The sequence below is a fragment of the Comamonas resistens genome, from assembly GCF_030064165.1.
GTDB lineage: Bacteria > Pseudomonadota > Gammaproteobacteria > Burkholderiales > Burkholderiaceae_C > Comamonas > Comamonas resistens.
Window position 1 is genome coordinate 1665890 of the sequence record NZ_CP125947.1, and the last position, 23680, is coordinate 1689569.

The 23680-nt window shown below is 64.5% G+C and carries 29 protein-coding genes; 27 read left to right on the forward strand and 2 right to left on the reverse strand.

Annotation, left to right across the window (positions count from 1 at the left end):
- Window positions 1-76: 76 nt before the first annotated feature.
- Window positions 77-253 (reverse strand): hypothetical protein, encoded by a 177-nt coding sequence (locus tag QMY55_RS07725; protein ID WP_165572369.1) that lies wholly within the window; start codon window positions 251-253, stop codon window positions 77-79.
- A 106-nt stretch (window positions 254-359) separates the two neighbouring features.
- On the opposite strand from QMY55_RS07725, the gene QMY55_RS07730 reads away from it, so the two are divergent.
- The 27 genes from QMY55_RS07730 (at window position 360) to QMY55_RS07860 (ending at window position 22647) form a co-directional block, all read left to right on the forward strand.
- On the forward strand, window positions 360-887 hold the full coding sequence (locus QMY55_RS07730) for an elements of external origin (protein ID WP_283488055.1): 528 nt from the start codon (window positions 360-362) through the stop codon (window positions 885-887).
- Window positions 887-2848: a phage terminase large subunit family protein gene (locus QMY55_RS07735; RefSeq protein WP_283488056.1), complete on the forward strand. Its 1962-nt coding sequence runs from the start codon at window positions 887-889 to the stop codon at window positions 2846-2848. Before QMY55_RS07730 ends, QMY55_RS07735 begins: the two co-directional genes overlap by 1 nt.
- A gap of 22 nt (window positions 2849-2870) precedes the next feature.
- Entirely contained in the window at window positions 2871-3077 is a 207-nt protein-coding gene (locus QMY55_RS07740) for a phage head-tail joining protein (protein ID WP_283488057.1), read from the forward strand.
- A complete protein-coding gene (locus QMY55_RS07745; RefSeq protein WP_283488058.1) occupies window positions 3077-4570 on the forward strand; it encodes a phage portal protein in 1494 nt (497 codons plus the stop codon). Before QMY55_RS07740 ends, QMY55_RS07745 begins: the two co-directional genes overlap by 1 nt.
- Window position 4571: 1 nt before the next feature.
- Window positions 4572-5891: a S49 family peptidase gene (locus QMY55_RS07750; protein WP_283488059.1), complete on the forward strand. Its 1320-nt coding sequence runs from the start codon at window positions 4572-4574 to the stop codon at window positions 5889-5891.
- A 3-nt stretch (window positions 5892-5894) separates the two neighbouring features.
- Window positions 5895-6272: a head decoration protein gene (locus tag QMY55_RS07755; RefSeq protein WP_239901885.1), complete on the forward strand. Its 378-nt coding sequence runs from the start codon at window positions 5895-5897 to the stop codon at window positions 6270-6272.
- Between the two features lie 14 nt (window positions 6273-6286).
- Window positions 6287-7288, forward strand: a complete 1002-nt coding sequence (locus tag QMY55_RS07760) for a major capsid protein (RefSeq protein WP_261661808.1) — start codon at window positions 6287-6289, stop codon at window positions 7286-7288.
- On the forward strand, window positions 7288-7572 hold the full coding sequence (locus QMY55_RS07765; protein WP_261661809.1) for a head-tail joining protein: 285 nt from the start codon (window positions 7288-7290) through the stop codon (window positions 7570-7572). Before QMY55_RS07760 ends, QMY55_RS07765 begins: the two co-directional genes overlap by 1 nt.
- A 10-nt stretch (window positions 7573-7582) precedes the next feature.
- Window positions 7583-8008: a hypothetical protein gene (locus QMY55_RS07770; protein WP_283488060.1), complete on the forward strand. Its 426-nt coding sequence runs from the start codon at window positions 7583-7585 to the stop codon at window positions 8006-8008.
- Window positions 8009-8013: 5 nt separating this feature from the next.
- Window positions 8014-8190: a DUF7210 family protein gene (locus QMY55_RS07775; RefSeq protein WP_239901883.1), complete on the forward strand. Its 177-nt coding sequence runs from the start codon at window positions 8014-8016 to the stop codon at window positions 8188-8190.
- A gap of 2 nt (window positions 8191-8192) precedes the next feature.
- Window positions 8193-8945, forward strand: coding sequence for a phage tail tube protein (locus QMY55_RS07780; RefSeq protein ID WP_283488061.1), 753 nt, complete (start codon window positions 8193-8195; stop codon window positions 8943-8945).
- Window positions 8946-8956: 11 nt separating this feature from the next.
- The gene (locus QMY55_RS07785) at window positions 8957-9358 is read left to right on the forward strand and encodes a DUF6631 family protein (protein ID WP_283488062.1); all 402 of its coding nucleotides are present in this window, start codon (window positions 8957-8959) and stop codon (window positions 9356-9358) included.
- Between the two features lie 50 nt (window positions 9359-9408).
- Window positions 9409-9570, forward strand: coding sequence for a hypothetical protein (locus QMY55_RS07790; RefSeq protein WP_197483786.1), 162 nt, complete (start codon window positions 9409-9411; stop codon window positions 9568-9570).
- Entirely contained in the window at window positions 9548-10195 is a 648-nt protein-coding gene (locus QMY55_RS07795; RefSeq protein WP_283488063.1) for a DUF6441 family protein, read from the forward strand. The genes QMY55_RS07790 and QMY55_RS07795 overlap by 23 nt, the downstream gene beginning before the upstream one ends.
- A gap of 3 nt (window positions 10196-10198) precedes the next feature.
- Window positions 10199-13393 (forward strand): tape measure protein, encoded by a 3195-nt coding sequence (locus QMY55_RS07800; protein ID WP_283488064.1) that lies wholly within the window; start codon window positions 10199-10201, stop codon window positions 13391-13393.
- A gap of 2 nt (window positions 13394-13395) precedes the next feature.
- The gene (locus QMY55_RS07805; RefSeq protein ID WP_261661812.1) at window positions 13396-14367 is read left to right on the forward strand and encodes a hypothetical protein; all 972 of its coding nucleotides are present in this window, start codon (window positions 13396-13398) and stop codon (window positions 14365-14367) included.
- 21 nt (window positions 14368-14388) lie between these two features.
- On the forward strand, window positions 14389-15531 hold the full coding sequence (locus tag QMY55_RS07810; protein WP_283488065.1) for a hypothetical protein: 1143 nt from the start codon (window positions 14389-14391) through the stop codon (window positions 15529-15531).
- Complete coding sequence (locus QMY55_RS07815; RefSeq protein WP_283488066.1) at window positions 15532-17214, forward strand: hypothetical protein; 1683 nt, start codon at window positions 15532-15534, stop codon at window positions 17212-17214.
- On the forward strand, window positions 17211-18014 hold the full coding sequence (locus QMY55_RS07820; protein WP_283488067.1) for a DUF2163 domain-containing protein: 804 nt from the start codon (window positions 17211-17213) through the stop codon (window positions 18012-18014). Before QMY55_RS07815 ends, QMY55_RS07820 begins: the two co-directional genes overlap by 4 nt.
- Before the next feature lie 9 nt (window positions 18015-18023).
- Window positions 18024-18254 carry a hypothetical protein gene (locus QMY55_RS07825; protein WP_105855892.1) on the forward strand — a complete coding sequence of 77 codons (231 nt, stop codon included), beginning with the start codon at window positions 18024-18026 and terminating at the stop codon, window positions 18252-18254.
- The gene (locus QMY55_RS07830; RefSeq protein WP_283488068.1) at window positions 18251-18478 is read left to right on the forward strand and encodes a hypothetical protein; all 228 of its coding nucleotides are present in this window, start codon (window positions 18251-18253) and stop codon (window positions 18476-18478) included. The genes QMY55_RS07825 and QMY55_RS07830 overlap by 4 nt, the downstream gene beginning before the upstream one ends.
- Window positions 18475-20697, forward strand: coding sequence for a phage tail protein (locus tag QMY55_RS07835; RefSeq protein ID WP_283488069.1), 2223 nt, complete (start codon window positions 18475-18477; stop codon window positions 20695-20697). Before QMY55_RS07830 ends, QMY55_RS07835 begins: the two co-directional genes overlap by 4 nt.
- A 1-nt stretch (window position 20698) precedes the next feature.
- On the forward strand, window positions 20699-21052 hold the full coding sequence (locus QMY55_RS07840) for a DUF2793 domain-containing protein (protein WP_095558432.1): 354 nt from the start codon (window positions 20699-20701) through the stop codon (window positions 21050-21052).
- A gap of 65 nt (window positions 21053-21117) precedes the next feature.
- On the forward strand, window positions 21118-21420 hold the full coding sequence (locus QMY55_RS07845) for a DUF6127 family protein (RefSeq protein ID WP_088860322.1): 303 nt from the start codon (window positions 21118-21120) through the stop codon (window positions 21418-21420).
- Window positions 21417-21644, forward strand: coding sequence for a DUF7940 domain-containing protein (locus QMY55_RS07850; protein WP_088860321.1), 228 nt, complete (start codon window positions 21417-21419; stop codon window positions 21642-21644). The genes QMY55_RS07845 and QMY55_RS07850 overlap by 4 nt, the downstream gene beginning before the upstream one ends.
- Entirely contained in the window at window positions 21641-22150 is a 510-nt protein-coding gene (locus tag QMY55_RS07855; RefSeq protein ID WP_283488070.1) for a lysozyme, read from the forward strand. Before QMY55_RS07850 ends, QMY55_RS07855 begins: the two co-directional genes overlap by 4 nt.
- Window positions 22147-22647, forward strand: a complete 501-nt coding sequence (locus QMY55_RS07860) for a hypothetical protein (protein WP_283488071.1) — start codon at window positions 22147-22149, stop codon at window positions 22645-22647. The genes QMY55_RS07855 and QMY55_RS07860 overlap by 4 nt, the downstream gene beginning before the upstream one ends.
- A 14-nt stretch (window positions 22648-22661) precedes the next feature.
- Here the strand turns inward: QMY55_RS07860 and QMY55_RS07865 are convergent, their stop codons facing one another.
- Complete coding sequence (locus tag QMY55_RS07865) at window positions 22662-23675, reverse strand: DUF4917 family protein (protein WP_283488072.1); 1014 nt, start codon at window positions 23673-23675, stop codon at window positions 22662-22664.
- Between the last annotated feature and the right edge of the window lie 5 nt (window positions 23676-23680).

A 23680-nucleotide genomic window follows, 5' to 3' on the forward strand; every position in this document is an offset into this window, starting at 1 on the left:
GGGTCGTTGATCGGTTGACGTGATGAACGCGCTGTTCGGGAATGAAGCCAAGCGCTTCCTGCTTGGCTCCCGGCGTTCAATCGAGGAGGTAGAGGTCAGCTTCCGGAACGAGCTCCGTGTACCCGGCCCTGTGCAGGACGACGACCTTGCCGTCCCGCCAGCCTTGCACCACGCCGACCCTGCGTTGGCCCTTGGCGTTGTAGTAGGCGACCTGGTCGCCTTTCTTGGTGGGTTGGCTGATGGTCTTGTTCATCGCGTTCTCCTTTGGTTGTTCGTGCTGACATCCGTATGAACGCGCTGTCCCCGATGGAAGCCAAGCTGATTCCGAAGGAGTGACGAACCAAGAATTGAAGGGGCAGATGGGTATCTCGATTCGCGCTTACGCCCGCCACCGTGGGGTCACCGACACCGCCGTACACAAGGCGATCCGTGCCGGTCGTATCACGCCGGAGGCTGACGGCACCATCGACGCCGACCGCGCGGATCGCGAGTGGGCGCGCAATTCGGAGGCTCCCAAGGCCGGAACGCGCGCCAAGGCCCCGAAAGTCGCCGTGCCGGAGGGCGGCGGCGACGGGCCGGCTGCCTTACCCGCTGGTGGCACATCGCTCCTTCAAGCGCGCACGGTCAACGAAGTGGTCAAGGCGCAAACCAACAAGGTGCGTCTGGCCCGCCTCAAGGGCGAACTGGTGGATCGGCCACAGGCCATCGCCCACGTTTTCAAGCTGGCACGCTCCGAACGCGATGCGTGGCTCAACTGGCCTGCGCGCATCTCGGCACAGATGGCAGCCAAGCTCGGCGTCGATCCGCACACGATGCACATCGCCCTGGAGGCGGCGGTGCGTGAGCACCTGCAGGAACTGGGCGAGATGCGCCCAAGGGTGGATTGATGGTCATGGACTACGAAGGCGCTGCCGAGATCGAACGCGCGTGGCGTGAAGGACTGACGCCCGACCCGCTGCTCACCGTGTCCGAATGGTCGGATCGCCACCGGACGCTTTCCAGCAAGGCGTCTGCCGAACCCGGGTGCTGGCGTACCAGCCGCACGCCGTACCTGAAGGCCATCATGGATTGCCTGTCGCCGACCTCGCCGGTCGAGCGTGTGGTGTTCATGAAAGCGGCACAGCTTGGCGCGACCGAGATGGGATCGAACTGGATCGGCTATGTGATCCATCACGCACCCGGTCCAATGATGGCGGTGTGGCCAACAGTGGAGATGGCCAAGCGCAACTCCAAGCAGCGGATCAATCCGCTGATCGAGGAGTCGTCCGCACTGGCTGAACTGATTGCACCGGCGCGCAGCCGGGATTCCGGCAACACCATCCTGGCCAAGGAGTTCCGGGGTGGCGTGCTGGTGATGACTGGAGCCAACAGCGCGGTCGGGCTGCGCTCGATGCCGGTGCGGTATCTGTTCCTCGACGAGGTCGACGGTTATCCGTTGGACGTCGAGGGTGAAGGGGACGCGATCTCGCTGGCAGAGGCACGTACACGCACGTTCGCGCGGCGCAAGATCTTCATCGTCTCGACTCCGACGATTTCAGGGGCATCGGCTATCGAGCGCGAGTACGAGGCCAGTGACCAACGTCGCTACTTCGTGCCGTGTCCGCATTGCTCCCACCGTCAGTGGCTGCGTTTCGAGCAGCTCCGCTGGGACAAAGGGCAACCGGAGACCGCTGCCTACATCTGCGAGTCGTGTGACACCGCGATTGCCGAGCACCACAAAACGTGGATGCTGGAGCACGGCGAGTGGCGCGCGATGATCACCGATGGCACGGGCAAGACGGCAGGCTTCCACCTGTCGTCGCTATACAGCCCGGTGGGCTGGCGTTCGTGGCGTGAGATCGCCGCTGCGTGGGAAGCCGCCGTCAGTAAAGAGTCGGGATCGGCCGCTGCCATCAAGACCTTCAAGAACACCGAGCTGGGTGAAACCTGGGTCGAGGAGGGCGAAGCCCCGGACTGGCAACGACTGGTCGAGCGCAGAGAGGACTACCGCGTCGGCACGGTGCCGCAAGGCGGTCTGCTCTTGGTCGGTGCGGCCGACGTGCAGAAAGATCGTATCGAGGCGTCGGTCTGGGCCTTCGGGCGTGGCAAGGAGTCGTGGCTGGTCGAGCACCGAGTCCTGATGGGCGATACCGCACGGGACACAGTGTGGAAGGCGCTGGCCGCGATGCTGGCCGAGAACTGGACGCACGCCTCGGGGGTGGCGATGCCACTGGCGCGCTTCGCGCTGGACACCGGCTTTGCCACGCAGGAGGCTTACGCCTTCGTGCGAGCCTGCCACGATCCGCGCGTGATGGCGGTCAAGGGCGTACCGCGCGGTGCCGCACTGATCGGCTCGCCGACGGCCATCGATGTCTCGCAGGGCGGGAAGAAGCTGCGCCGGGGCGTCAAGGTGTACACAGTGGCGGTCAGCATCGCCAAGCTCGAGTTCTACAACAACCTGCGCAAGAGCGCAGATGTTGGCGAGGACGGATTGGCCACGGTGTTCCCGGCTGGGTTCGTCCATCTGCCCAAGATCGACGCCGAGTTCATTCAGCAGCTGTGCGCCGAGCAACTGATCACCCGCCGCGACCGCAACGGCTTCCCGGTGCGTGAGTGGCAAAAGATGCGTGAGCGCAATGAGGCGCTCGACTGCTACGTCTACGCCCGCGCGGCTGCATCGGCGGCGGGTCTGGATCGCTTCGAGGAACGTCACTGGCGGGAACTGGAGCGACAACTGGGGCTGGCCAGTCCGCCAGCCCTTGAAACACCTACTGAATCGATCAACGAGGCCACCCAACGCGGTGGCCTCGCTGTTTCTGCGCCCCGCAGCACCGGGCGACGAGTGATTAGGAGCCGCTGGCTCAGCTGACAGATGTGCCGATGAGGACACGATGACTTACACCACTACTGAGCTCGACGCGTTGAAGCGTGCGCTGGCCACTGGCGAGCGCCGTGTGAGCTTCGGCGACAAAACGATTGAGTACCGCTCAGTCGAAGAGTTGCAGGTCGCCATTCGAACTGTCGATACAGAGATCGCCCGAAATTCAGGGAAAAGCCTCGTCCGTCAGTTGCGCGTCACGACCCGGAAGGCCACCTGATGAGCTGGTTCTCCAAACTTCGGCGCGGCATGTTTGGCGGCCCGTCGCCGACTTACGACGGTATCGGCGGTGGTCGGCGAGCGATTGCCTGGCAGGTCGGAAATCCTGGTGCCGTTGCCGCGCTGGCCTTCACCCAGAACGAGCTCCGCGCCAAAAGCCGCGACCTGGTGCGACGCAACGCTTGGGCGGCCGCCAGCGTGGAGGCCTTCGTCGCCAACGCGATCGGCACGGGCATCAAGCCGCAGTCGATGCTCGCGGACAACACACTGCGGGAAGCCATTCACGCCCTGTGGTGGGACTGGTGCAGCGATGCCGATGCAGCCGGCTTGACCGACTTCTACGGCCTGCAAGCACTCGCCTGCCGGGCAATGCTGGAAGGCGGGGAGGCGCTGGTGCGGCTGCGCTATCGCCGACCCGAAGACGGTCTGGCGGTTGGTCTCCAGCTCCAGCTGCTGGAACCCGAACACTTGCCCACGACGATGAACCTGGAGCTACCTTCCGGCAACGTGGTACGGGCCGGCATCGAGTTCGATCGGCTCGGCCGCCGCGTCGCCTACCACCTGTATCGCTCGCACCCCGGTGATGGCGCATTGGCGCCAATGTCCGGCACGGGTGGCATGGACACTGTGCGCGTGGCTGCCTCCGAGATCATCCACCTGTTCCGTCCGCTGCGTCCTGGCCAGATCCGGGGCGAGCCGTGGTTGGCGCGGGCGCTGGTCAAACTCAATGAGCTGGACCAGTACGACGACGCCGAACTGGTGCGCAAAAAGACGGCGGCGATGTTCGCGGGCTTCATCACCCGCCTGGCGCCCGAGGACAACCTCATCGGCGAAGGGCTGACGGACGCCAACGGCGTGTCCCTGGCAGGACTGGAACCCGGGACCTTGCAGCTGCTGGAGCCTGGTGAGGACGTGAAGTTCAGCCAACCGGCTGACGTCGGAGCCAGTTATGCCGAGTTCCTGCGCATGCAGTTCCGGGCCGTCGCCGCCGCGATGGGCATCACTTACGAGATGCTCACCGGCGATCTGACGCAGGTGAACTACTCGTCGATCCGCGCCGGATTGCTGGAGTTTCGCCGCCGCTGCGAAGCGATCCAGCATGGCGTGATCGTCCACCAGCTCTGCCGCCCGATCTGGCGCGCCTGGATGGAACAGGCTGCGCTCGAAGGTGCACTCGATCTCCCGGGCTTCGTCGGACGCAAACGGGAATACCTGGCCGCCAAATGGATTCCGCAGGGCTGGCAGTGGGTTGATCCGAAGAAGGAGTTCGACGCGATGCTCACCGCAATCCGTGCCGGGTTGCTTTCGCGCTCCGAAGCCATTTCCGCCTTCGGCTACGACGCCGAAGACATCGACCGCGAGATCGCGTCCGACAACCAGCGGGCCGATGAGCTGGGGCTGGTCTTCGACTCCGACCCGCGCCACGACAAATCGCCCGTCAACGCCTCGGCGACCGCCACTCCGGCTCCGCCGCAAGAACCCCAGGACAACTGATATGCAGCTCGTACACCTGGCGTCCCGTCTCTACGGGACGCCGCTTCTCATTGCGCGTTCGAAACTGGACGTGATCCTGTCCGTCCTCGGCCCGCGCATCGGATTGCCCGAGATCGATGCTGCCGTCCCGCTTCCCACTTCGAAAGCCGGCACTGCGGTCGGGCAGCCCGGCATCGCGATCATTCCCGTGCACGGCACCCTGGTACGACGGGCGATGGGACTGGAGGCGGCGTCTGGCCTGACCTCCTATGGGGAAATTGCGGCACGCATCGACGCCGCGCTGGCGGACCCACAGGTCAGCGGCATCCTGCTCGACCTAGATTCGCCCGGCGGCGAAGCGGGAGGCGTGTTTGAGCTGGCCGAGCGGATTCGCGCCGCCAACGACATCAAGCCGGTGTGGGCGCATGCCAACGACTCGGCGTATTCGGCGGCTTACGCGATTGCAGCCGCCGCATCGCGCCTGACCCTGTCGCAAACCGCAGGTGTGGGCTCCATCGGTGTCATTGCGCTGCACGTCGACCAGTCCGTCAAGGATGCCAAGGACGGCGTCGACTTCACTGCGATCTACGCCGGCCACCACAAGAACGACTTTTCTCCCCACGCGCCGCTGTCGCCACAGGCGGCTTCCACCCTGCAGGCGGAAGTGGATCGGCTCTACGGAATCTTCGTCAGCCAGGTCGCGCAAATGCGAGCTCTTGACAGCGATGCCGTGCGGGCGACCGAAGCCAGCCTGCTCTTCGGCGAGGCTGCTGTGACGGCAGGCCTGGCTGACGCGGTGATGAGTTTCGATCAGGTCCTGATCGAGTTCTCCAACGCACTGGATGCGCAACGCCGGCTGGCGACACCCAGTACGGGCGCCGCGAAGCGCGGCCCGCTCGCCCGTGCCTCGCTTGCTTCACGGAACGCACCCCCGCAGATTTCCAGCCAACAACAGTCTCATTTGGAGAAAACCATGACCGATCACGAACAGCAGCCCCGTCTGGACGAATCCGAGCCGGAGGTCACGCCAGACCCGGCAGACACCCCAGCGCATGATCCCACCACCCCGCCCGTGTCTGCATCGCTCGTCGGTGCGCACGCCAACGGCCGGATCGAGGCACAAGCCATTGCCGAGATCTGCCTGATCGCAGGCACGCCACAGCGCACGGCGGAATTCCTCGCATCCGGGATGAACGAGGCCCAAGTCCGCCGCGCACTGCTCGAAGCTCGCGCTGAACAGCCGGAGATTGCCTCACGCATCACCGCCGATGCGGGAACCACCGTGCAGCCGGAGAGCAGCCCGGTCGTTGCCGCCGTCAAGAAACTCGCCACGAAGGAGTAAGCCATGTCTGCCATTCAGGAAACCAACAACCTCGGTGATCTCCTCAAGTACGAGGCGCCGAATCTCTATTCACGCGACCTGGCCACGGTTGCTGCCGGTCAAAACCTGCAGCTCGGCGCCATCGTCGGCCGCGACAGTACGACCGGCAAGCTGAAAGCGCTCGACCCGGCCGCCACCGATGGCACTGAGAACGCGGTCGGCGTGCTCGCCGCTGACGTGGACGCGACCCTGATCGACCGGGAAGACGCGCTGCTGATCTCCCGCCACGCCATCGTCGCCAGCCATGCCCTGGTGTGGCCGGTCGCCATCACCCCTACCGAGAAGGCCACTGCGATCGCTCAGATCGAAGCGCGTGGCGTCCTCGTCCGAACCGCCGCCTGAATTAGGAGACAACCATGCAGAACCCTTTTACCAATCCCGCGTTCTCGATGGCGGCGCTCACGGCGGCCATCAACATTCTTCCCAACCGTTATGGCCGCATCGAGGATCTCGGTTTGATGCCGGCCAAGCCGGTGCGCCAGCGACAGGTCATCGTCGAGGAGATGAACGGCGTACTGAACCTGCTGCCGACCTTACCGCCGGGCGCCCCGGGCACGGTCGGTGTGCGCGGCAAACGCACCTTGCGTTCGTTCGTGATCCCCCACATCCCGCATGACGATGTCGTCCTCCCGGAAGAGGTTCAGGGCATCCGCGCCTTTGGTTCGGAGACTGAAACGGAAGCCGTCGCAGGCGTCATCGCGCGCCACCTGGAGACCATGCGCAACAAGCATGCGATCACGCTAGAGCACCTGCGTATGGGTGCGCTCAAGGGCGTCATCCTGGATGCCGATGGTTCCGTGCTGTACGACCTGTTCGACGAGTTTGACATCACGCCGCAGACCATCGCCTTCGATCTCGGCAACGCCGGCACGAATGTGAAGGCGAAATGCCTCGCAACCCTGGCCGCGATCGAGGACAACCTCAAGGGCGAATTCATGAGCGGTGTGCACTGCCTGTGTTCGCCCGAGTTCTTCTCCGCGCTGACGGGCCATGCCAAGGTCGAGAAAGCGTTCGAGAACTGGCAGCAGGGTGCCATCCTGATCAACGACGTGCGCCGTGGCTTCACCTACGCCGGCATCACCTTCGAGGAGTATCGCGGGCAGGCCACCGATCCCACCGGCACCACCCGTCGCTTCATTGCGGCTGGCGAGGCCCATGCCTTCCCGCTGGGCACGGTGGATACCTTCGGTACCTACTTCGCGCCAGCTGACTTCAACGAGACGGTCAACACCATCGGGCAGACGCTGTATGCGAAGCAGGAGCCGCGCAAGTTCGATCGGGGTACTGACCTGCATACCCAGTCCAACCCGCTGCCCATGTGCCACCGCCCAGGTGTGCTCGTGAAGCTGACGGTGTGATGGTGCGCATCGAAGACTTCTACGACGCCGCTGGGCGGTCTGGCTTGCTGGTGGATGCGGAAATCGATGGCCACACTGTCGCTGTCGATTTCCGTTCGCCAGACGAGACCGTACTCGACGGGCTGGCCCTGTCCGCCGACTACACGATCCGCTTCCCGGCCTCGACACAGCCGAGCCTGGCAGCAGGGCAGACCGTGACGATCGGAGCCCACAGCTACCGCGTCCGCGATATCCGCAGCATCGGCGACGGCAGCGAGCGACGCGCCGACCTCACGCGACTCTGAGGGACTCGGCATGAATTCGATCCGCGAGCAGATCTTGCGGGCGGTTGCCGCACGCCTGAGCAACGCCGTCGCGCCCGTGCCGGTGCTGCGCCACCCAACAACACCGGTTGCGCGCGATACCGGACCCGCGCTCTTGATGTTCACCGAAGGCGACGCCATCACCGCGCACGCCAACAACCGCGTCGACCGAACACTGACGATTCGCTGCGTCGCGGTGGCGCGTGGCGAGGAGGCCTTCGACGTCGCGGACCGGCTGATCGTGGCCGCACATGCTGCATTGATGACCGATGCCAACGTCACCGGCCTCGCGCTCGCGATCCGGGAGATCGATGGCGAATGGGATGCCGAGGACGCCGATGCCGGCGCCGTCGCGTTGCCTGCCCGCTACGAGATCCGTTACCGCACCAATGCCCAAGACCTCACCCAGACAGGATGACCTTAATGACGCTTGAACTGATGAAACCCCACACCCACGCCGGAGTGCGCTATGCCCCCGGCGCGTACCTGGATGTCGACGAGGCCACCGCACGATGGCTGATCGACCACGCCGTCGCCCAGGAGGTCGCAGTGGCCGACGCCGCCCCGAAGCTCGCCACCCCCGTTCGTAAAGGAGACTGACCATGCCGTATTTCTCTGGACAAGGCCGTGTCTACATCGGCGCCCGCGACACCGCCGGCAACCCGCAAGGGCTGAACTTTGTCGGCAACGTGCCGGAGCTCAAGGTGTCGCTGTCGGTCGAAACTCTGGAGCACCAAGAATCGACCAGCGGCCAGCGCCTGACCGACCTGCAGTTGATCAAGACCAAGAAAGGCGAATTCGCCTGCACGCTGGAAGAACTGATCGCCGTGAACTTGGGGTTGGCGTTGTACGGCACGACCACCGACCAGGTCAGCGGAACGGTCACCGCCGAGGCGCTGCCCAACCCGGTCACTGTGGGTAGTCTGTACCTGCTCGCCAAGCAGAACGTCTCGTCGGTGGTGGTCAAGGATTCCACGGCCACCCCAAAGACGCTGCCGGCGGGCCAGTACCACCTCAACGCCAAGCACGGCTCGCTGTCGATCACCGATAAGACAGCGGGCGGCCCCTTTGTGGAGCCGTTCAAGGTCGACTACGCCTATGGCGCGGCCCAATCGACGGCGCTGTTCACCCAGCCGCTGCCCGAACGCTGGGTGCGTTTCGAGGGCTTGAACACCGCCGACAGCAACCGCGAAGTGGTGATCGACCTGTACCGCGTGGCGATCAATCCGGCCAAGGAGCTGTCGATCATCACCGAGGAGTTGCTCAAGTTCGAGCTCTCCGGGCAGGTACTGGCCGACACGCTCAAGCCGGCCGCCGGTGATCTCGGCCAGTTCGGCCGCATCGTGCTGCTGTGAAGGAGCTGCCAATGACCCCTTCCGATCTCGATGTGCTCGTGCCGCAGGCTCGGCTAATGGAAATGGCCGGGCAGCGCCTTACCATCAGCCCACTGGTGGTCGGCGAACTGCCGGCGATGCTCAAGGCCGTGCGGCCTTTTGCCGAGCAGCTAACTGGCGAACCGGACTGGCTCGCCTTGCTCTGTGATCACGGCGACGCTTTGCTGGCTGCGCTGGCGATCGTCAGCCGTCAGCCGCGCGAATGGGTGAACGCCCTGGCGCTCGACGATGCGATCACGTTGGCCGCTGCCGTGTTCGAGGTGAATGCCGATTTTTTCGTGCGCCGGGTCGCGCCGAAGGTCGGCGATCTGGCGCAGAGCCTGAACGGACAAAAGAAAGGTCTGTCGGCTGGATCGACGCCGTCGCCCGCCTGATCCGCAGCGGTCACCGCTACCCGGACATCCTGGGATACACGCTGGGCCAGGTGAACGCCTTCCTGTCGGCCGACGACCGTCTCGAATACGAGCGTCTCTCCATCCAGTTGGCGGTTATGACTGCCGCCGCCCAAGGCAGCCGCGACGGCATCCGTCAGTTGCAGGCCGAACTCCATCAGGGAATGCGCGATGAAGATCGATCTGGTCGCTGAGGGCTTGCTGGATCGTCGTCGCTTCAACGCCTGGCAGGCCGATAGCCACAAGGCGATCCGCGCGGCAGTTGCCCGCGCGATGCGTGACAGCGGCAAGGATATGGCCGAACAGGTCCGCGGTGAGATGCGCGCCAGCTTCCGGACGGCCAGCCCCAAGTTCCTGCGCTCCATGCACGCCAAGGTGTTCGACCGCAAAACCAATGAGTTCCCGGCCCTCTACCTCGGCTCGAAGGTGCCGTGGCTGGGCATCCACGAGCAAGGCGGAACGATCCGGGGGCGGATGCTGATCCCGCTGTTGCCTCAACACCGGCGCATCGGGCACAAGGCCTTCGCCCGGGTGATCGATGCGCTGATGCGATCCGGGAACGCCTGGTTCATCGAGAAGAACGGCCAGCAGATCCTGATGGCCGAGAACCTTGCCGAGAACGCCCGGCCGCTCACGCGCTTTCGCCGCGCCGAGCGCGAACGCAGCGGCGCAAAGCGCCTGCGGCGCGGCCAGGAGATTCCCATCGCCGTGCTGGTGCGGCGCGTGAGCTTGAGAAAACGCTTCGACCTCAACCGTGCGGTGCGGGTCGAGCTTCCCCGCCTGACGGCGGCCATCCGCAAGGTAATGTCGAAGGTTTGAACGATGGCGAACAACCGTGCCCAGATCCTCATCACCGCAGTCGATGAGACGCGACGGGCCTTCCAGTCGATTAATGGCAGTCTGTCGCAATTGCGCGACCAAGCCAGTCAGGTCGGCGCCGTCCTGTCCCGCATCGGTGGGGCCATCGGGGTCGGGCTGGGCGTGCGCGAACTGGTGGAAGTTGCCGACCAGTACAAGAACCTGCAGGCCCGGCTCAAGCTCGCTGTCGCGTCCCAGGAGGAGTTCACCCGCGCCGACGCGGCGTTGTTCGAGATCGCGCAGCGCAACCGCGCGCCGCTGGCAGAGACCGTCACGCTTTACGCGCGGCTGGCGCCCTCGGTGCAGGCGCTGGGTCGTTCGCAGGCGGATGTGCTGGCGGCGACCGATGCCATCGGACAGGCCGTATCGCTCTCCGGCACCTCCAGCGAGGCCGCGGCCGGGGCGCTATTGCAGTTGGGCCAGGCCTTCGCTTCGGGACAACTGCGCGGCGAGGAATTCAACTCGGTCATCGAGCAGACGCCGCGTCTGGCGCAGGCCATTGCCGACGGGATGGGCGTGCCGCTGGGCGCGCTGCGGGCCCTGGCGCAAGAAGGCAAGATCACCTCGGAAGCGGTGCTCGATGCTTTGCTCAAGGAGAGGGCGCGTCTGGCCGAGGAATACGCGAGCCTGCCCGATACGGTCTCGGGCGCGCTCACCCGTCTCAAGAATGCCTTTCAGCGTGCATTCGGCGAGCGCGATTCCAATTCGGGCCTCACGGCAGGCCTTGCGCAAGCTATCCAGCTCGTCGCCCAGCATCTGGAACTTCTGATCGATCTGGCCGGCGTCGTGCTGGTCGCGGCTTTCGGCCGGATGGCAGGTGCCTTTACAACCAGCATTGCCGCCGCCCGCGCGGAGGCGGTGGCGCGGCTGGCCAACCTGCGCACGCTCGAAGCTGAGGCGCTGGCGCGGGTGCGCGTGGCCGACGCCGCCCTGGCCCAGGCGCGGACGCAAGGCCTCGCCACCAGCGCTCTGGTCACCGACGCGGCCAAGGCCCGGCTGCAAGCCAGCGCCGCCAGCAGTGCCGTGACCCAGGCCGTCGCGTCCACATCGCTGCTGGGGCGTGCGGCAGGGCTGTTGCGTGGGGTGCTGGCGCTCCTGGGTGGCCCCATTGGCTTGATCGTGACTTCAGTGACGCTATTGGCGGGCGGGCTCTATTCGGCGCGCGACGCCGTGGTCGATTTCGGTGGCAAGACCGCATCGATCAAGCAGATCGTTGTCGCCACCTGGGATCTGGTGGTCGAGAAGGTGGGCGAAGTCATCAGCGCCCTGGGGCGGCTGGTCGGTGCCAACGACCTCTCCTGGGCCCGCGTGCGCGAGGTGATGCTCGGCGCACTCAAAACCATCAGCACGGCGATCCGCACGATGGTCAATGGCGTCATTGGCGCGTTCAACGCGGTCGGCAGTGTCGCCGGGATCACGGCGGCCTTCCTGGTCGAGCGTTTCCGAAACGCATTCTCCGACATCGGCGATCTGGCGCAGGCCTTGGGTCAGGACGTAGCCGCTGCCTTCAGCGGCGACTTCTCGATGCAGTCGCTGCGTGCCGTCCTCGGCCGCCGACTTGGCGAGATGCGCGACTTCGGCAAAGAACTGGCGGGGACCGTGCGGGACGCCGTCACGCGCGACTACGTCGGGGAAGCTGCTCAGGCCATCGCCGGTCGCATCCGACCTGAGCAAACCCAGCCCGGCGTATTCGGTCGCCCGCAACCACCGGGCACGCCGACGCCCGACAAGGGTGTCGAGGCCGCCAAGCTGGCCCTGGTACAGGCGCAGGCCGAGGCGGAATTCAAGATCCTCAAGGACGCACTGGATCGCCAGGCGCGGGAATTGGATGCGGCGCTCGAAGACCGGCTGATCTCGCTGAAGGACTACTACGCGGCCAAGACCCGGATCGAGCAGCAGGAGATCGATGCGGAAATCCGCCGCGCACAGGTGTCACTCATCGAGCAGCAACGTCTACAAAAAACCGGCAAGGACGAACCCACTCGCATCAAAGCGAAGTCCGAGGTCGCCAAGCTCGAAGCGGATCTCACGGTCCTCAACAACAAGCGCGCCGACGTCGAGGTCGCCAATGCCCGCAAAGCGGTCCAGGCTGAGCGCGAGTTGCGCGAGGAACTCGCCAAGGTTCGCGACGAATTGCTCGATCTCACCGGTACCGCAACCAGCCAGGATCGCCGCACGGCCATCGAGCGCCAGTACCAGAGCCTGATCGCGCGGCTGCGCGCCGAGGGTGACACCGAGGGCGCGGCCACCGTCGGGAGGCTGATCGACGTCAAAGCGGCGGCGGCCGATCTGGCTGACTACGAGCGACAGTTCAACGATGCGCTCTCGCGGATGCGTGCCTCCGAGGAGTCGATCAACCTGCAGCGCCAATCGGGGCTGCTCTCGGAATCTCAGGCCCGCCAGCAGATCCTCTCGCTGCACCGACAGACCGGCCAATCACTTGATGCACTGCTGCCGCAGTTGGAGGCGAGCGCCACAGCCATCGGCCCGGATGCCGTCGCCCGGGTACAAGCGTGGAAAAATGAAATCGCGCAGGTGAAGCTGGTGGTCGACGACGTGGCGATGGCCATCGACGGTGCGGTGCAGGACGGTTTCGCGCAACTGTTCCAGGACATCGGCAGCGGCGCCAAGTCGGCCAAGGAGGCGTTCGCGGATTTCGGTCGATCCGTGCTGCAGACGATCAACCGGATCGCCTCGCAGAAGCTGGCCGAAGCCTTGTTCGGCAGCCTGATGGGGGGTGGCGCGGCAGGCAGTGCTGGAGGGCTTGGCGCGCTGATCTCGTCGTTCTTCGGCTTTGCGTCGGGGGGCTACGTGACCGGTCCCGGCACCTCGACCAGCGATTCGATCCCGGCGCGGCTCTCGCACGGCGAGTATGTGGTCAATGCCCGTGCGGTGAGCCGGCTCGGTGTGTCTTTTCTGGACGCCATCAACGGCTTGTCTGCCGGACCTCGTGTGGCTGGCGGGCGCTTGGCCTTTGCCGCTGGAGGCCTGGTACCCGAAGCCCCGGCGCAGCCGGCCCCGGGCCAGAATATCCGCATCGTCAACGTCATCGACCCGGCGATGGCGGCCGATTACCTCAACAGCAGCGCCGGCGAGCGCACGGTGATGAACCTCATCCAGCGCAACGCCGCGTCGGTGCGCAACATTCTGGGACGCTGAACATGGCATGGACTTCCGGAACGGCAACCAATGCCGCCGACCTCTTTAACAAACTGATCACCTTTCTGACCGCCGATGCAACCCTGGTCGCCGGGGGCGAAGCCTGGACGTTGCTGCGTCGCGACACCTTCGCGCTTGACGCCAAACGCGATCTGGTGGAGCTGCGCGGCCCAGGCTCCTCGGCAGGCGATGCGATCTATGTGCAGGTCTGTCTGTTCGCCGACGCGGCTGCACCCGCGTATTCCATCCGGGTTCTCGGCTCGCAATCGTGGCAAAGCGCCGTCTCGATCAGCACCCCGGAAGGCCAACCAGGCAGTTTGCTCTCGGGGGCCGGTTCGCTCGGCATCTTGCCGAGAATGCCGGTGTTCAACAGCGCGATCAGTTACTGGTTCGTCGCCAACGGCCGCCGCTTCATCGTCGTGGCGAAATCCTCGGCCTACTGGGGGGCGCTGTACGCCGGGTTTTTCCTGCCCTACGGCACGCCGTCGCAGTACCCGTATCCGCTCTTCATCGGCGCCAACACCTCGCGCGGCGACAACTATCAAAGTTCGGATCTCGATATCGCGGGCAGCGCGTTCTGGCGCAACGATGGTGAGTACGGCAGCTACAGCGCAGCTATCCTGCAGCCGAGCGGCGGCTGGGTCGGCACCAACCGCTTCGATACGAGCTACACCGGTCGCGCCTGGCCCTGGGCAATGTCGCAGGAGACCAGGAGGAACAGCGTAGGGCGCTACGACATGGGCAACCTCACGCAGTTGCCGAACGGCGCCAGTCCGCTGCTGCCGGCCATCCTCTATGACTGCGGAACCTCCCGTCCCTTCAACGTCTGGGGCGAGCTGCAAGGCGTGTTCGCCGTGCCCGGCTTCGGGGTGGCCGCTGGCGACACCGTGACGGTGGCCGGCAAAGTCCATTTGGTCGTCCAGGCGGCGACTTCCACCAATGCGGCGCGCTTTGCCGCCATTCAACTGAACTGAGAACTTGCTCGAGGCGATTCAATGGCTTACATCACTGGCGCGTCGGCGGACATCAACACACTGCTGACCGCCATCAAGAACTTCGCGGTCGCCAATGGCTGGACGGCAAACGCCACCGACACCTTCACGCTGACGTTTCCGACCTATGGATCGACTGGTGGTGCGACCCACGCCGGCACGACGTCGATGATTTCCTCGGTCAGCGGCTCTGATGCGTACCGGAATCAGTCGGAAACCAGCCTGACGGCGAACCGGGTCGTGTTGTCCAAGAACGGCGTGTCCTACCAGCTGTTCGCAGTCAACAAAAAGCTCTACAAGAACGGCGTCAACGGCACCTATGCCTGCCTGGAGGCCTGGGCGTGCGACGGCTTCGTCGCTGGCACCGCCGCCAACCTGCAGACCAACAATCGAAAGTTCGTGATGGTCGGCCCGATGGCCACCTCGCTCTACGCCTACCACCTGTTCTCGAGCGGAGACTTCATCCATGTGGTGATTGAGGAGATGCCAGGGCGTTTTCGACACCTGTCGTTCGGTTTCATCAACAAGTACGGCGCTTTTGCCGGAGGGCAGTACCTGACCGCAGGCTGCCCCATCGAGTCGTTCACGACGACGCCCAATGCGTTCAACACTTCAAATCACATGATTCCTTTCGGTGCGAACGGCTTGGGACCGTCGAGGGCATCGCTTGCATCGAACGGTTATCCGGGTAGTTATGTCAGAGCCGACATCGATGGTTGGACGGTCGGTTGGCGGCTGATCTCGACCGGCTCGTACACGACGGAACAGTTGGACGCCTACGGGTGCTCAAGCTACGCCAATGCGACCAACAACCGCGCGGGCTATATCGGGTCCGGGACCCAGAACTCCCTCAACACCCTGGCGCACGATCTGGCCTACCACTGCTCCCCGCAAAGCTACAACGGCCTGGCGCCGATGCTGCCCTGCTACGTGGGCGTCAATCGCACGCCCTACGTCGGCACTTGGACGCTGCTCGGCGAGTTCCCCGATGTGCGCTTCCTGAACATCTCGAACTTCAACCCGGGCGACGAACTGATCCTCGGCACCGACGTGTGGAAGATCTTCCCGCTGTGGAACAAGGCCTACACGCCCGGGGCGGAACCGATCAGCTACGACTACGGCCTGGCCTACCGCAAGGTGATGTAAATGCCCGACTTCGCCGGAGCCTTCTCATCGGCCATCCTGGGCGGCGCAGCGGCCGCCGGGATGAACCTGCTGTGGGACAACGGCCGTCCCGCGTATTACGCGCCGACCACGGTCGTTGCGGCCATCGTCGTTGCCGTGGGCGTCATCACCAGCGGCCAGCCGTCGCCCGAGGCCCTGATCACTCGGGCGGGCGCGCATTGCGGCGCCTTCTCGGACGACTACTACTACCGGATCTACCTACAGCCTTCCCGGATCGAGTTCGGCAACCTGGTGATCCCCAGTACCAAGACCGTCGAGATCTGGAACGCTTATCCCGACCCGGTGACGATCTTCCAGCTGGATGGCGACACCGAGGGCCTGTCCCTGGGGTTCTTCCCGCCCACGAGGCTGCGGGGGCTGGAGGACATCTTCTACGAGGTCACGGCCACACTCGATGGCCCAAGCTTCGTCGATACGCTGCTGACGCTGCATTTCTCGGCCGGCGGCACACGGGATCTGGCGATCAGCTATGGCCGCGTGCTGGTCATGGGCCTGCTGCACGATTGGCAAGGCGGCTTCACCGAACGGCTGGAATGGCTCACCGACGTGCTGACGATGCGTGACGGTGGTGAGCAGCGGGTGCGGCTGCGGACCGATCCCCGGCGCTCGTTCGAGTTCGACGTGCTGGAGTACGGCAACGGCGGGCAGCTTGATCTCTTGATGAACGTCTGGCAGTCGCGCGTCTATGCCGTGCCGGTGTGGACCGACAAGGCCTGGCTCGCGGCCGCCATCCATCCCGGCGACACGGTGCTGGCCGTGAGCACGACGGATCTGGATTACCACGCCGGCGGATTGGCTATCGTCGGCTCAAGCGCTGGCGCCAGCGAGGCACTGGAAGTCCTGTCCCTGACCGCCGGGACGATCACGCTCAAGCGCCCGGCCTTGGGGAACTGGCCCGCAGGCTCCTGGATCGCCCCGGCCCGGCTGGGACGGTTACCCGCCCAGCAGACCGTGACCCGGCCAACGGCGGCGATCTCCCAGGCCAAACTGCGCTTCGAGCTGGAGGACCTAGCTTCGCCAGTGGCGGCGACGAGTTCACCGATTCAGTACCGAGGCTACGACACGCTGCTGCTGCATCCAAACCGGGTCGAGGACGTCAGCATCGACTATCAGCGACTCGCCGATGTGTTCGACGTTGAGACCGGTACGCCTGCGGTGATCGACAGCCCGAACCGGCCCTTTATCGTGCGCCGCCACCAGTACCTGCTGCCAGACCGCACCCGGCTCACTGCGATGCGAGGCTGGCTCGCGGCCCGTGCAGGTCGTCAGGTGCCTTTCTGGGTGCCGACGTGGGAGCGTGGTCTCGAGGTCGCCCAGCCCTTCGCCCTGGATGCCACGGAAATTCTGGTCCAGGGCCGGGGCTTCGCCACCTACTACCAGGCCATGCCCGGTCGCCAGGACGTCGCGTTCCTGCACAACAACGGCACTTGGTATCTGCGGCAGATCACCGCGTTCGAGTTCGTGGACGGGGTGGTGGAACGGATGCGGATCGACGCCGCTCTGGGCGTCGCCTGTACGCCGTCTGATTTCCGGATCGTCTGTTTCCTGGAACTGGCCCGACTGGAGAGCGATGCCGTGGAATTTTTCTTCGAAACGGATCGTGTGGTTCGGGTGACTTTGCCTATTCGGAGCATCAACGGATGACCTATCAGAACCAAGAAAACAGCCTCCATGCCGGCCAGCCGGTCGAGTTGTATCGCTTCGCGCTGGGGACCACCATCTGGCGCTACACGTCAGCGCGGGATGCTGTGACCTACAACGGCGAGCAGTACATTCCGGCACCGATCCGGCGCTCGGAGATCGAGCAGACGCAGGAGTTCGGCCGCGCGATGCTCAATCTCGAAGCAGCGCTCGACATTGGCGTGGTGCAGTCCTTCATCGTGACCCCGCCCGATGGCGTGCTGTCACTCACCATCTTTCGCCAGCACCTGACCGACCCCGGTACGGAATTCATCACTTGGTGGAAGGGGCGGGTCGTGTCGGTGGTGTTCGGCGGTGTGACGGTGCAGATGCGCTGCGAGCCGATTTTTACGACGCTCAAGCGTTCGGGGCGGCGGGCGAACTACCAGATCAACTGCCGCCACCCGCTGTACCACGGCGGCTGCAAGGTCAACGCGGCCGACTACAAGACCGCCGGCATCGTCGAGAGCGTGGCGGGGCTGGAGGTGACCGCCTCGGTCTTCCTGCCCAAGCCGATTGCCTGGTTCGTCGGCGGCCGGCTGATGTCCGCCGGGGCGCAGCGAATGATCGTCGCCAGTTCCGGCGGTGCGGTGACCCTCTCGGCGCCGATCCCAGGCTTAAAAGCCGGCGATGCGTTCGAGGCCTATCCGGGCTGCGACCACACGCTCACGACCTGCGCCGCCAAGTTCGGCAACCAGCTGAACTACGGCGGCTTTCCCTACATCCCGGTGAAGAACCCCTTTACCGGGGACGCCATCGTTTGAGGATGTTCCATGTGGCAATACCTGATCGTGTGGGTGATCACGACGGTTCTGTCGTCGCTGCTCGCCCCGAAACCCAAGACCACGACGCCGCAACCCGGCGATGTCGATGCACCGCTTGCCGCGACCGACAGCCCGATCCCGGTGCTATTCGGTACGCGCACGATCAAGCAGCCGAACTGCGTGTGGTTCGGCGATGTGAGGACAACGCCGATCAAGACCAAGGGGGGCGGCAAGAAATGAGCGCCCCCCGTATTGCTACCCATCTCGATGCCAAGGCGCTCGGTTACTGCAACGCCGGTCTGCGCCGATGGTTTCCGCGTGACGGCGTGACCTTCGATGATTTTCGGCAACAAGGCGTGACCACCGGCTGGCTGCGGGCCACCGGGGATGCGATGGCCATCCGGCTGGCCGAGTACGTCGAGCAGCAAGCCAATTCTTTAATGAGTGAGGGAGCCAAGGCATGAGCGGCGGCGGCAAAGGCAGCAAGAGCGTCACGGTCGGCTACCGCTACTACGCGGGGATGCATCTGGCGCTGTGCCACGGCCCGGTCGATTCGCTCAACAGGATCGTGGTCGGCGAGCGCACAGCGTGGTCGGGGTCGTTGACGTCCAGCGGACGGATCGCCATCGATCAGCCGAACCTGTTCGGCGGCGACGAGCGCGAAGGCGGCATCGTCGGTGCCGTGGATCTGGTGATGGGCAACGCCTCGGACGGCCAGAACGACTATCTGGTGTCCAAGCTGGGCGCCAACGTACCGGCTTTCCGGGGCGTGGTGTCGCTGGTGCTGCGTCAGCTGCAACTGTCGGCGATGAACCCCTATATCAAGCCCTGGAGCGCCGAGCTCACGCGGATCATCCGGCGATCCGACGGCTCGCCGCAGTGGTACTCGGACAAGGCGGCCATCGCCGGCGACATGAACCCGGCGCACATCATCTACGAGTGCCTGACCGACCGCACCTGGGGCCGGGGCTACAGCTCGGCCGAGATCGACGATGCGTCGTTTCGCGCTGCCGCCGACACGCTCTACGCCGAGAGCTTCGGCCTGTCGATCCTGTGGGACCAGCAGCAGGACATCGAGGCTTTCATCGAGCGCATCCTGCAGCACATCGACGGCTCGATTTATGTGAGCCCACGCACTGGGCTGTTCACGCTCAAATTGACCCGCGATGACTACGACCCGGCAACGCTGCTGGAGCTGAACCAGACCAACGTGATCCGGCTGGAGTCCTTCGAGCGCACCTTGCCCGAGGAGCTGGTCAATCAGGTCACGCTGTCCTATCACGACCGTACGACTGACAAGAGCGTCTCGATCTCGGTGCAGGACATCGCCGGCATCGAGCGATCCCTGGGCGAAATCAAGGACGCCAAGGTCAGCTACGAGGGCGCGGCCAATGGCGCGCTGGCTGCGCGCCTGGCCATGCGGGATCTGCGGCAACTGTCCTCCACCCTGGCGAAGATCACGCTGGTGGCCAACCGCACCGCCGCCTGCCTCAACATCGGTGACGTGTTCAGATTCTCCTGGCCCGAGCTGCGGATCGAGCAGTTGATCTTGCGGGTGGCGCAGATCAGTTACGGGACACTGGCCGATGGCCGAGTGCGGATCACCTGCGTCGAGGATGTGTTCGGCCTGCCCGATGCCGTTTACCTGGCGCCCGCCGAGAGTGGCTGGGTCGATCCCCGGCAAGCGCCCATCGCCGCGAACTTCGTGTCGTTGAGCGAACTGCCGTACTGGACAATTGTTCATGAGATGACGGGCGAGTCGGCCGCCGCTCAGGCCGAAATCGATCCGAATGGCGGGTTCCTGTCCGTGTCAGCGGTGCGCCCCTCCGATGCGGCGATCAACTACGCGGTGTTGACCCGGCAGGGATCGGCGGTCTTCGAGAAGATCGGTGTCGGTGATTTCATCCCGTCCTGTGTGCTGGCAAACGACATCGGACAAACCAACACGGTGCTGAACGTGCTCTACGGGGTCGATCTGGATCTGGTCACGCTCAATACCTACGCGCAGGTCGGCAGCGAGCTGGTCGCCGTGAAAGCGGTCAATGTGGCTGCCGGCACGGTCACAGTGGATCGGGGCGTGTTGGACACAGTGCCGGCGAAGCATTCAGCGGGTGCGCGGCTGTACTTCATCGAGGGCGGGCAGTTCTACAACACGAGCCAGTACCTGAGTGGAGAGACGGTGCAGGCCAAGGTGCTGCCTGCCACCGGGATGGGCGTCTTGGCAGAGGCGTCGGCGCCGACGATCAGCTACACGTTCGCCAAAAGGCAGATCCGGCCCTATCCGCCCGGCAAGCTCCGGGTCAACAACCTCGACTACAGCGTGAGCTACATCACCGGGGAGGTGACGGTCAGCTGGGCGCACCGCAGCCGGGTGCTGCAGACCGCCTATCTGGTGACGCAATCCGAATCCAACATCGGGCCGGAACCCGGGACGACCTACACCGTGCGGATCTATGGCGAGGCGGGGACGCTCAAGCACATCGAAACGGGGCTGACCGGCACGAGTTGGACCTATCCGATGGCCGCCGAGATTTCCGAGAGCGGCCTGAATCGACCGAACGAAAAACTGACCGTCAAGGTCGAGGCGGTGCGCGACGGGTACACCAGCTGGCAGGCCCAGCAGATCGACATCCCCGAGTGCCGTGGCTACGGCATGTTTTACGGGGCAACCTACGGAGAATGAGATGGCTGCACTGATTGGCCCGAACCTGGGCGTGAATTACGGGTGGACCGCCCGCGAATCGGGCTGGAACGCGGGGATGGATGCGAACCTGAAGCTGCTCGATGCCGTCCTGCAGTTGTCGGTGAAGTCGCGCGCTCAAGCCACGCCACCGGCCACGCCCGCCAACGGCGATCGCTACATTGTGGCGGCTAATCCTACCGGCGCGTGGGTCGGGAAAGCCGGCCAGATCGCCGTGCGCATCGAGGCGGGATGGTCGTTCTACGCCCCGAAGATCGGCTGGACCTGCTTCATCGAGGACGAGAGTGTGCTCTCAGCCTACAAAGCCACTGGCTGGAGCACCGGCGTCGCCATCTGATCATTACCTTCGCCACCCCCTGAAACCCGCCCACGAGGCGGGTTTCGCATTTCTGGAGACCACCCATGACTGAACCTGACAGCAAACCAGCGCTCGTCGAGAACATGCTCCTGCTGCGCAAGGAGGACTTCGACGAACTGCTCGACCGTGCCGCCGAACGCGGAGCCGAGCGTTGCCTCGCCCATCTCGGCCTGGAAAACGGCCACGCGGCGCGCGACATCCGCGAGCTGCGTGATCTGCTGGATGCGTGGCGCGATGCCCGGCGCACCGCGTGGCAAACCTTCATCAAAGTGGTCACCACCGGCATCCTGGCCGCGCTGCTGGTCGGTGCCGCCATCAAACTCAAACTGATGGGAGGCATCCAATGACCGCCAAGCCGAAGATCTGCCTTCTGGACGACTGGCGGCGCGTGTTGCGACGTGCCTGGAGCATCCGCTTCTCGCTGCTGGCTGCTGCCTTCACGGCGGCTGAAGTGGTGGTGCCGCTGTTCGGGAATGTACTGCCGCGCGGCGCGTTTGTGCTGCTGGCCTTTGCCGCCAGCATCTGCGCAACCGTTGCTCGCATCGTGGCGCAGCCGGAGATGCACCGATGACCCGCCCACCATCGCCGGTGATGCGCAGAACGGTGGCCGGCCTGACGCTGTCCGCCGCAGCCCTAGTCGGCATCGTGCTGCACGAGGGGTACACCGACCGCGCAGTGATCCCGGTCAAGGGCGATGTGCCGACCATCGGGTTCGGCACCACCTCCGGCGTGAAGATCGGCGACACCACCACGCCGCCGAAGGCGCTGGCTCGGGCACTTACCGACGTACAGCAATTCGAGGGAGCGCTCAAGCAATGCGTGACCGTGCCCCTGGCCCAGCACGAGTACGACGCGCTGGTGAGCTTTTCTTACAACGTCGGGAGCCGCGCGTTCTGTCAGTCCACGCTGGTCAAGAAACTCAACGCAGAGGACTACACCGGGGCCTGCGCCGAGTTGCTGCGCTGGCGCTTCTTCCAGGGTAAGGACTGCGCGCTTCCCGCCAATGCGCGCCTGTGCGGCGGGTTGGCCACACGGCGCGAGGCCGAGTACCGGCAGTGCATCGGGGAGGCATCGTGAGTGTGATTCCATGGCCGTACCGGCTGCTGGCCCTCGCGGTGCTCGGCGTCGCCCTGGTCGGCTTCGGCTGGATCAAGGGCGCAAACCACGTTCAAGCGCAATGGAATGCCGCCGTCCAGCAACAAGCCCTACAGACCGCAGCCATCCGCGAGCGGCAGGCGCAAGCCACCGTCAAGGTCGTCACCCAGTACGTCGATCGCGTCCGCATCGTCCGTGAGAAGGGCGACACCATCATCAAGGAGGTTCCCGTCTATGTGCCCGTTCAAGCTGATGCTGCTTGCACTATCAACCGTGGCTTTGTGCGCCTGCACGACGCTGCCGCCGCAGGTGAATTGCCCGAACCCGCCCGAGATGTTGATGCGACCGCCGCAGGCATTGCGCTCTCTGCCGTCGCCGGAACCGTTGCCGCCAACTACCAGACCTGCCACGAGAACGCCGAGCAGCTAAGGGTGTTGCAAACGTGGGTCAGGGAGATGAAGGTTGCCAGCGAGCAGTAGGGTTCAGCACCGCATCATGGATTGTTCCAGCACCCTGGACTCTGCGAATCGAAGAACGTTACAGCGGTTTTTGGCAAAGACCGGCCAACGGCCTTGAGGACCTGGTGGCAGAACGCTTGCTGATCTCCATCTGGCTGACCAGTGAAAACCGAGACGGCCATTCGCTTTGGCGGATTCGCCGCGATGGCATCAAGCACATGCTGGTCTCGCTCGTCAAAGCTCCAGCCATAGACGACCAGGCTCTCTCCAAGGGCGGGCAGCACCTCTTCATATACGTTCGTCAGGTAGTGACTTCGGCGAATCGCAGCGACCTTCTGATGACTGGTTCCCTCGCTAACAAACACGGGCACATAGTGCCCGGACGCCCACCTCCGGGTTATGGTGCCAAGCAAGTCACCTGCGCCTCCCGCGCCTACAGAAAGCTTTGTCTCGTCACCAAGGTAGTCACGAGCAACCGCAAGACTGCCGTGAGGGTAGAAAACTAATGTTGCTCCTGCAGCGTGCCCATAGGGTCGCCGCAGATAATCCCAATCCGTCTGAAATTCCCCGTCGTGGAATGCGTCTTTGAACCAACTTCCGTGCGCCGCGTTGAACAGCAGCATGGCCCAGTACAAGGTGAGGTCGTAGTTCAGGCTGACGACCGTGGGAAACGCGCTTGCAAACGCACCGACCCGCTGTAGGTCGGTGGCAACATCGGCATGCACCGGATGCACGCTGTGCACGGCCTCGATCAGCGCTGTGCGAACCTCCTCATAGGCTGCGGAGATGGCGGCCGACGGCGTCCCCAATGCCCCGTTGACATGCTCGGCATACCAGCACGCGAGCAGAACATGCTCGAAGTCGGTTGTCCCGAGCTTGGCGAATATTGGGGCAGTAGTGGCGAGCAGTCCTTTTGCATCAGCAATGCCATGGAGTGTTGGGTATGCGAACTCCTTGTGGATGGCGATGCTGGCGCCGTTGCCCAGAAGGAGGGAGCTCCAACCGTCAGCGCTGATGTTTGCCCAGGTGTCGATGTAGATTCGATCCATGCTCT

Coding starts and splice junctions, on each gene's coding strand:
- QMY55_RS07835 (WP_283488069.1), top strand. CDS start 18,475: ATGAGCGGCGGCGGCAAAGGCAGCAAGAGCGTCACGGTCGGCTACCGC.
- QMY55_RS07725 (WP_165572369.1), bottom strand. CDS start 253: ATGAACAAGACCATCAGCCAACCCACCAAGAAAGGCGACCAGGTCGCC.
- QMY55_RS07770 (WP_283488060.1), top strand. CDS start 7,583: ATGAATTCGATCCGCGAGCAGATCTTGCGGGCGGTTGCCGCACGCCTG.
- QMY55_RS07795 (WP_283488063.1), top strand. CDS start 9,548: ATGAAGATCGATCTGGTCGCTGAGGGCTTGCTGGATCGTCGTCGCTTC.
- QMY55_RS07825 (WP_105855892.1), top strand. CDS start 18,024: ATGTGGCAATACCTGATCGTGTGGGTGATCACGACGGTTCTGTCGTCG.
- QMY55_RS07840 (WP_095558432.1), top strand. CDS start 20,699: ATGGCTGCACTGATTGGCCCGAACCTGGGCGTGAATTACGGGTGGACC.
- QMY55_RS07735 (WP_283488056.1), top strand. CDS start 887: ATGGTCATGGACTACGAAGGCGCTGCCGAGATCGAACGCGCGTGGCGT.
- QMY55_RS07780 (WP_283488061.1), top strand. CDS start 8,193: ATGCCGTATTTCTCTGGACAAGGCCGTGTCTACATCGGCGCCCGCGAC.
- QMY55_RS07745 (WP_283488058.1), top strand. CDS start 3,077: ATGAGCTGGTTCTCCAAACTTCGGCGCGGCATGTTTGGCGGCCCGTCG.
- QMY55_RS07800 (WP_283488064.1), top strand. CDS start 10,199: ATGGCGAACAACCGTGCCCAGATCCTCATCACCGCAGTCGATGAGACG.
- QMY55_RS07775 (WP_239901883.1), top strand. CDS start 8,014: ATGACGCTTGAACTGATGAAACCCCACACCCACGCCGGAGTGCGCTAT.
- QMY55_RS07805 (WP_261661812.1), top strand. CDS start 13,396: ATGGCATGGACTTCCGGAACGGCAACCAATGCCGCCGACCTCTTTAAC.
- QMY55_RS07850 (WP_088860321.1), top strand. CDS start 21,417: ATGACCGCCAAGCCGAAGATCTGCCTTCTGGACGACTGGCGGCGCGTG.
- QMY55_RS07755 (WP_239901885.1), top strand. CDS start 5,895: ATGTCTGCCATTCAGGAAACCAACAACCTCGGTGATCTCCTCAAGTAC.
- QMY55_RS07785 (WP_283488062.1), top strand. CDS start 8,957: ATGACCCCTTCCGATCTCGATGTGCTCGTGCCGCAGGCTCGGCTAATG.
- QMY55_RS07730 (WP_283488055.1), top strand. CDS start 360: ATGGGTATCTCGATTCGCGCTTACGCCCGCCACCGTGGGGTCACCGAC.
- QMY55_RS07815 (WP_283488066.1), top strand. CDS start 15,532: ATGCCCGACTTCGCCGGAGCCTTCTCATCGGCCATCCTGGGCGGCGCA.
- QMY55_RS07865 (WP_283488072.1), bottom strand. CDS start 23,675: ATGGATCGAATCTACATCGACACCTGGGCAAACATCAGCGCTGACGGT.
- QMY55_RS07765 (WP_261661809.1), top strand. CDS start 7,288: ATGGTGCGCATCGAAGACTTCTACGACGCCGCTGGGCGGTCTGGCTTG.
- QMY55_RS07830 (WP_283488068.1), top strand. CDS start 18,251: ATGAGCGCCCCCCGTATTGCTACCCATCTCGATGCCAAGGCGCTCGGT.
- QMY55_RS07845 (WP_088860322.1), top strand. CDS start 21,118: ATGACTGAACCTGACAGCAAACCAGCGCTCGTCGAGAACATGCTCCTG.
- QMY55_RS07760 (WP_261661808.1), top strand. CDS start 6,287: ATGCAGAACCCTTTTACCAATCCCGCGTTCTCGATGGCGGCGCTCACG.
- QMY55_RS07750 (WP_283488059.1), top strand. CDS start 4,572: ATGCAGCTCGTACACCTGGCGTCCCGTCTCTACGGGACGCCGCTTCTC.
- QMY55_RS07740 (WP_283488057.1), top strand. CDS start 2,871: ATGACTTACACCACTACTGAGCTCGACGCGTTGAAGCGTGCGCTGGCC.
- QMY55_RS07855 (WP_283488070.1), top strand. CDS start 21,641: ATGACCCGCCCACCATCGCCGGTGATGCGCAGAACGGTGGCCGGCCTG.
- QMY55_RS07810 (WP_283488065.1), top strand. CDS start 14,389: ATGGCTTACATCACTGGCGCGTCGGCGGACATCAACACACTGCTGACC.
- QMY55_RS07820 (WP_283488067.1), top strand. CDS start 17,211: ATGACCTATCAGAACCAAGAAAACAGCCTCCATGCCGGCCAGCCGGTC.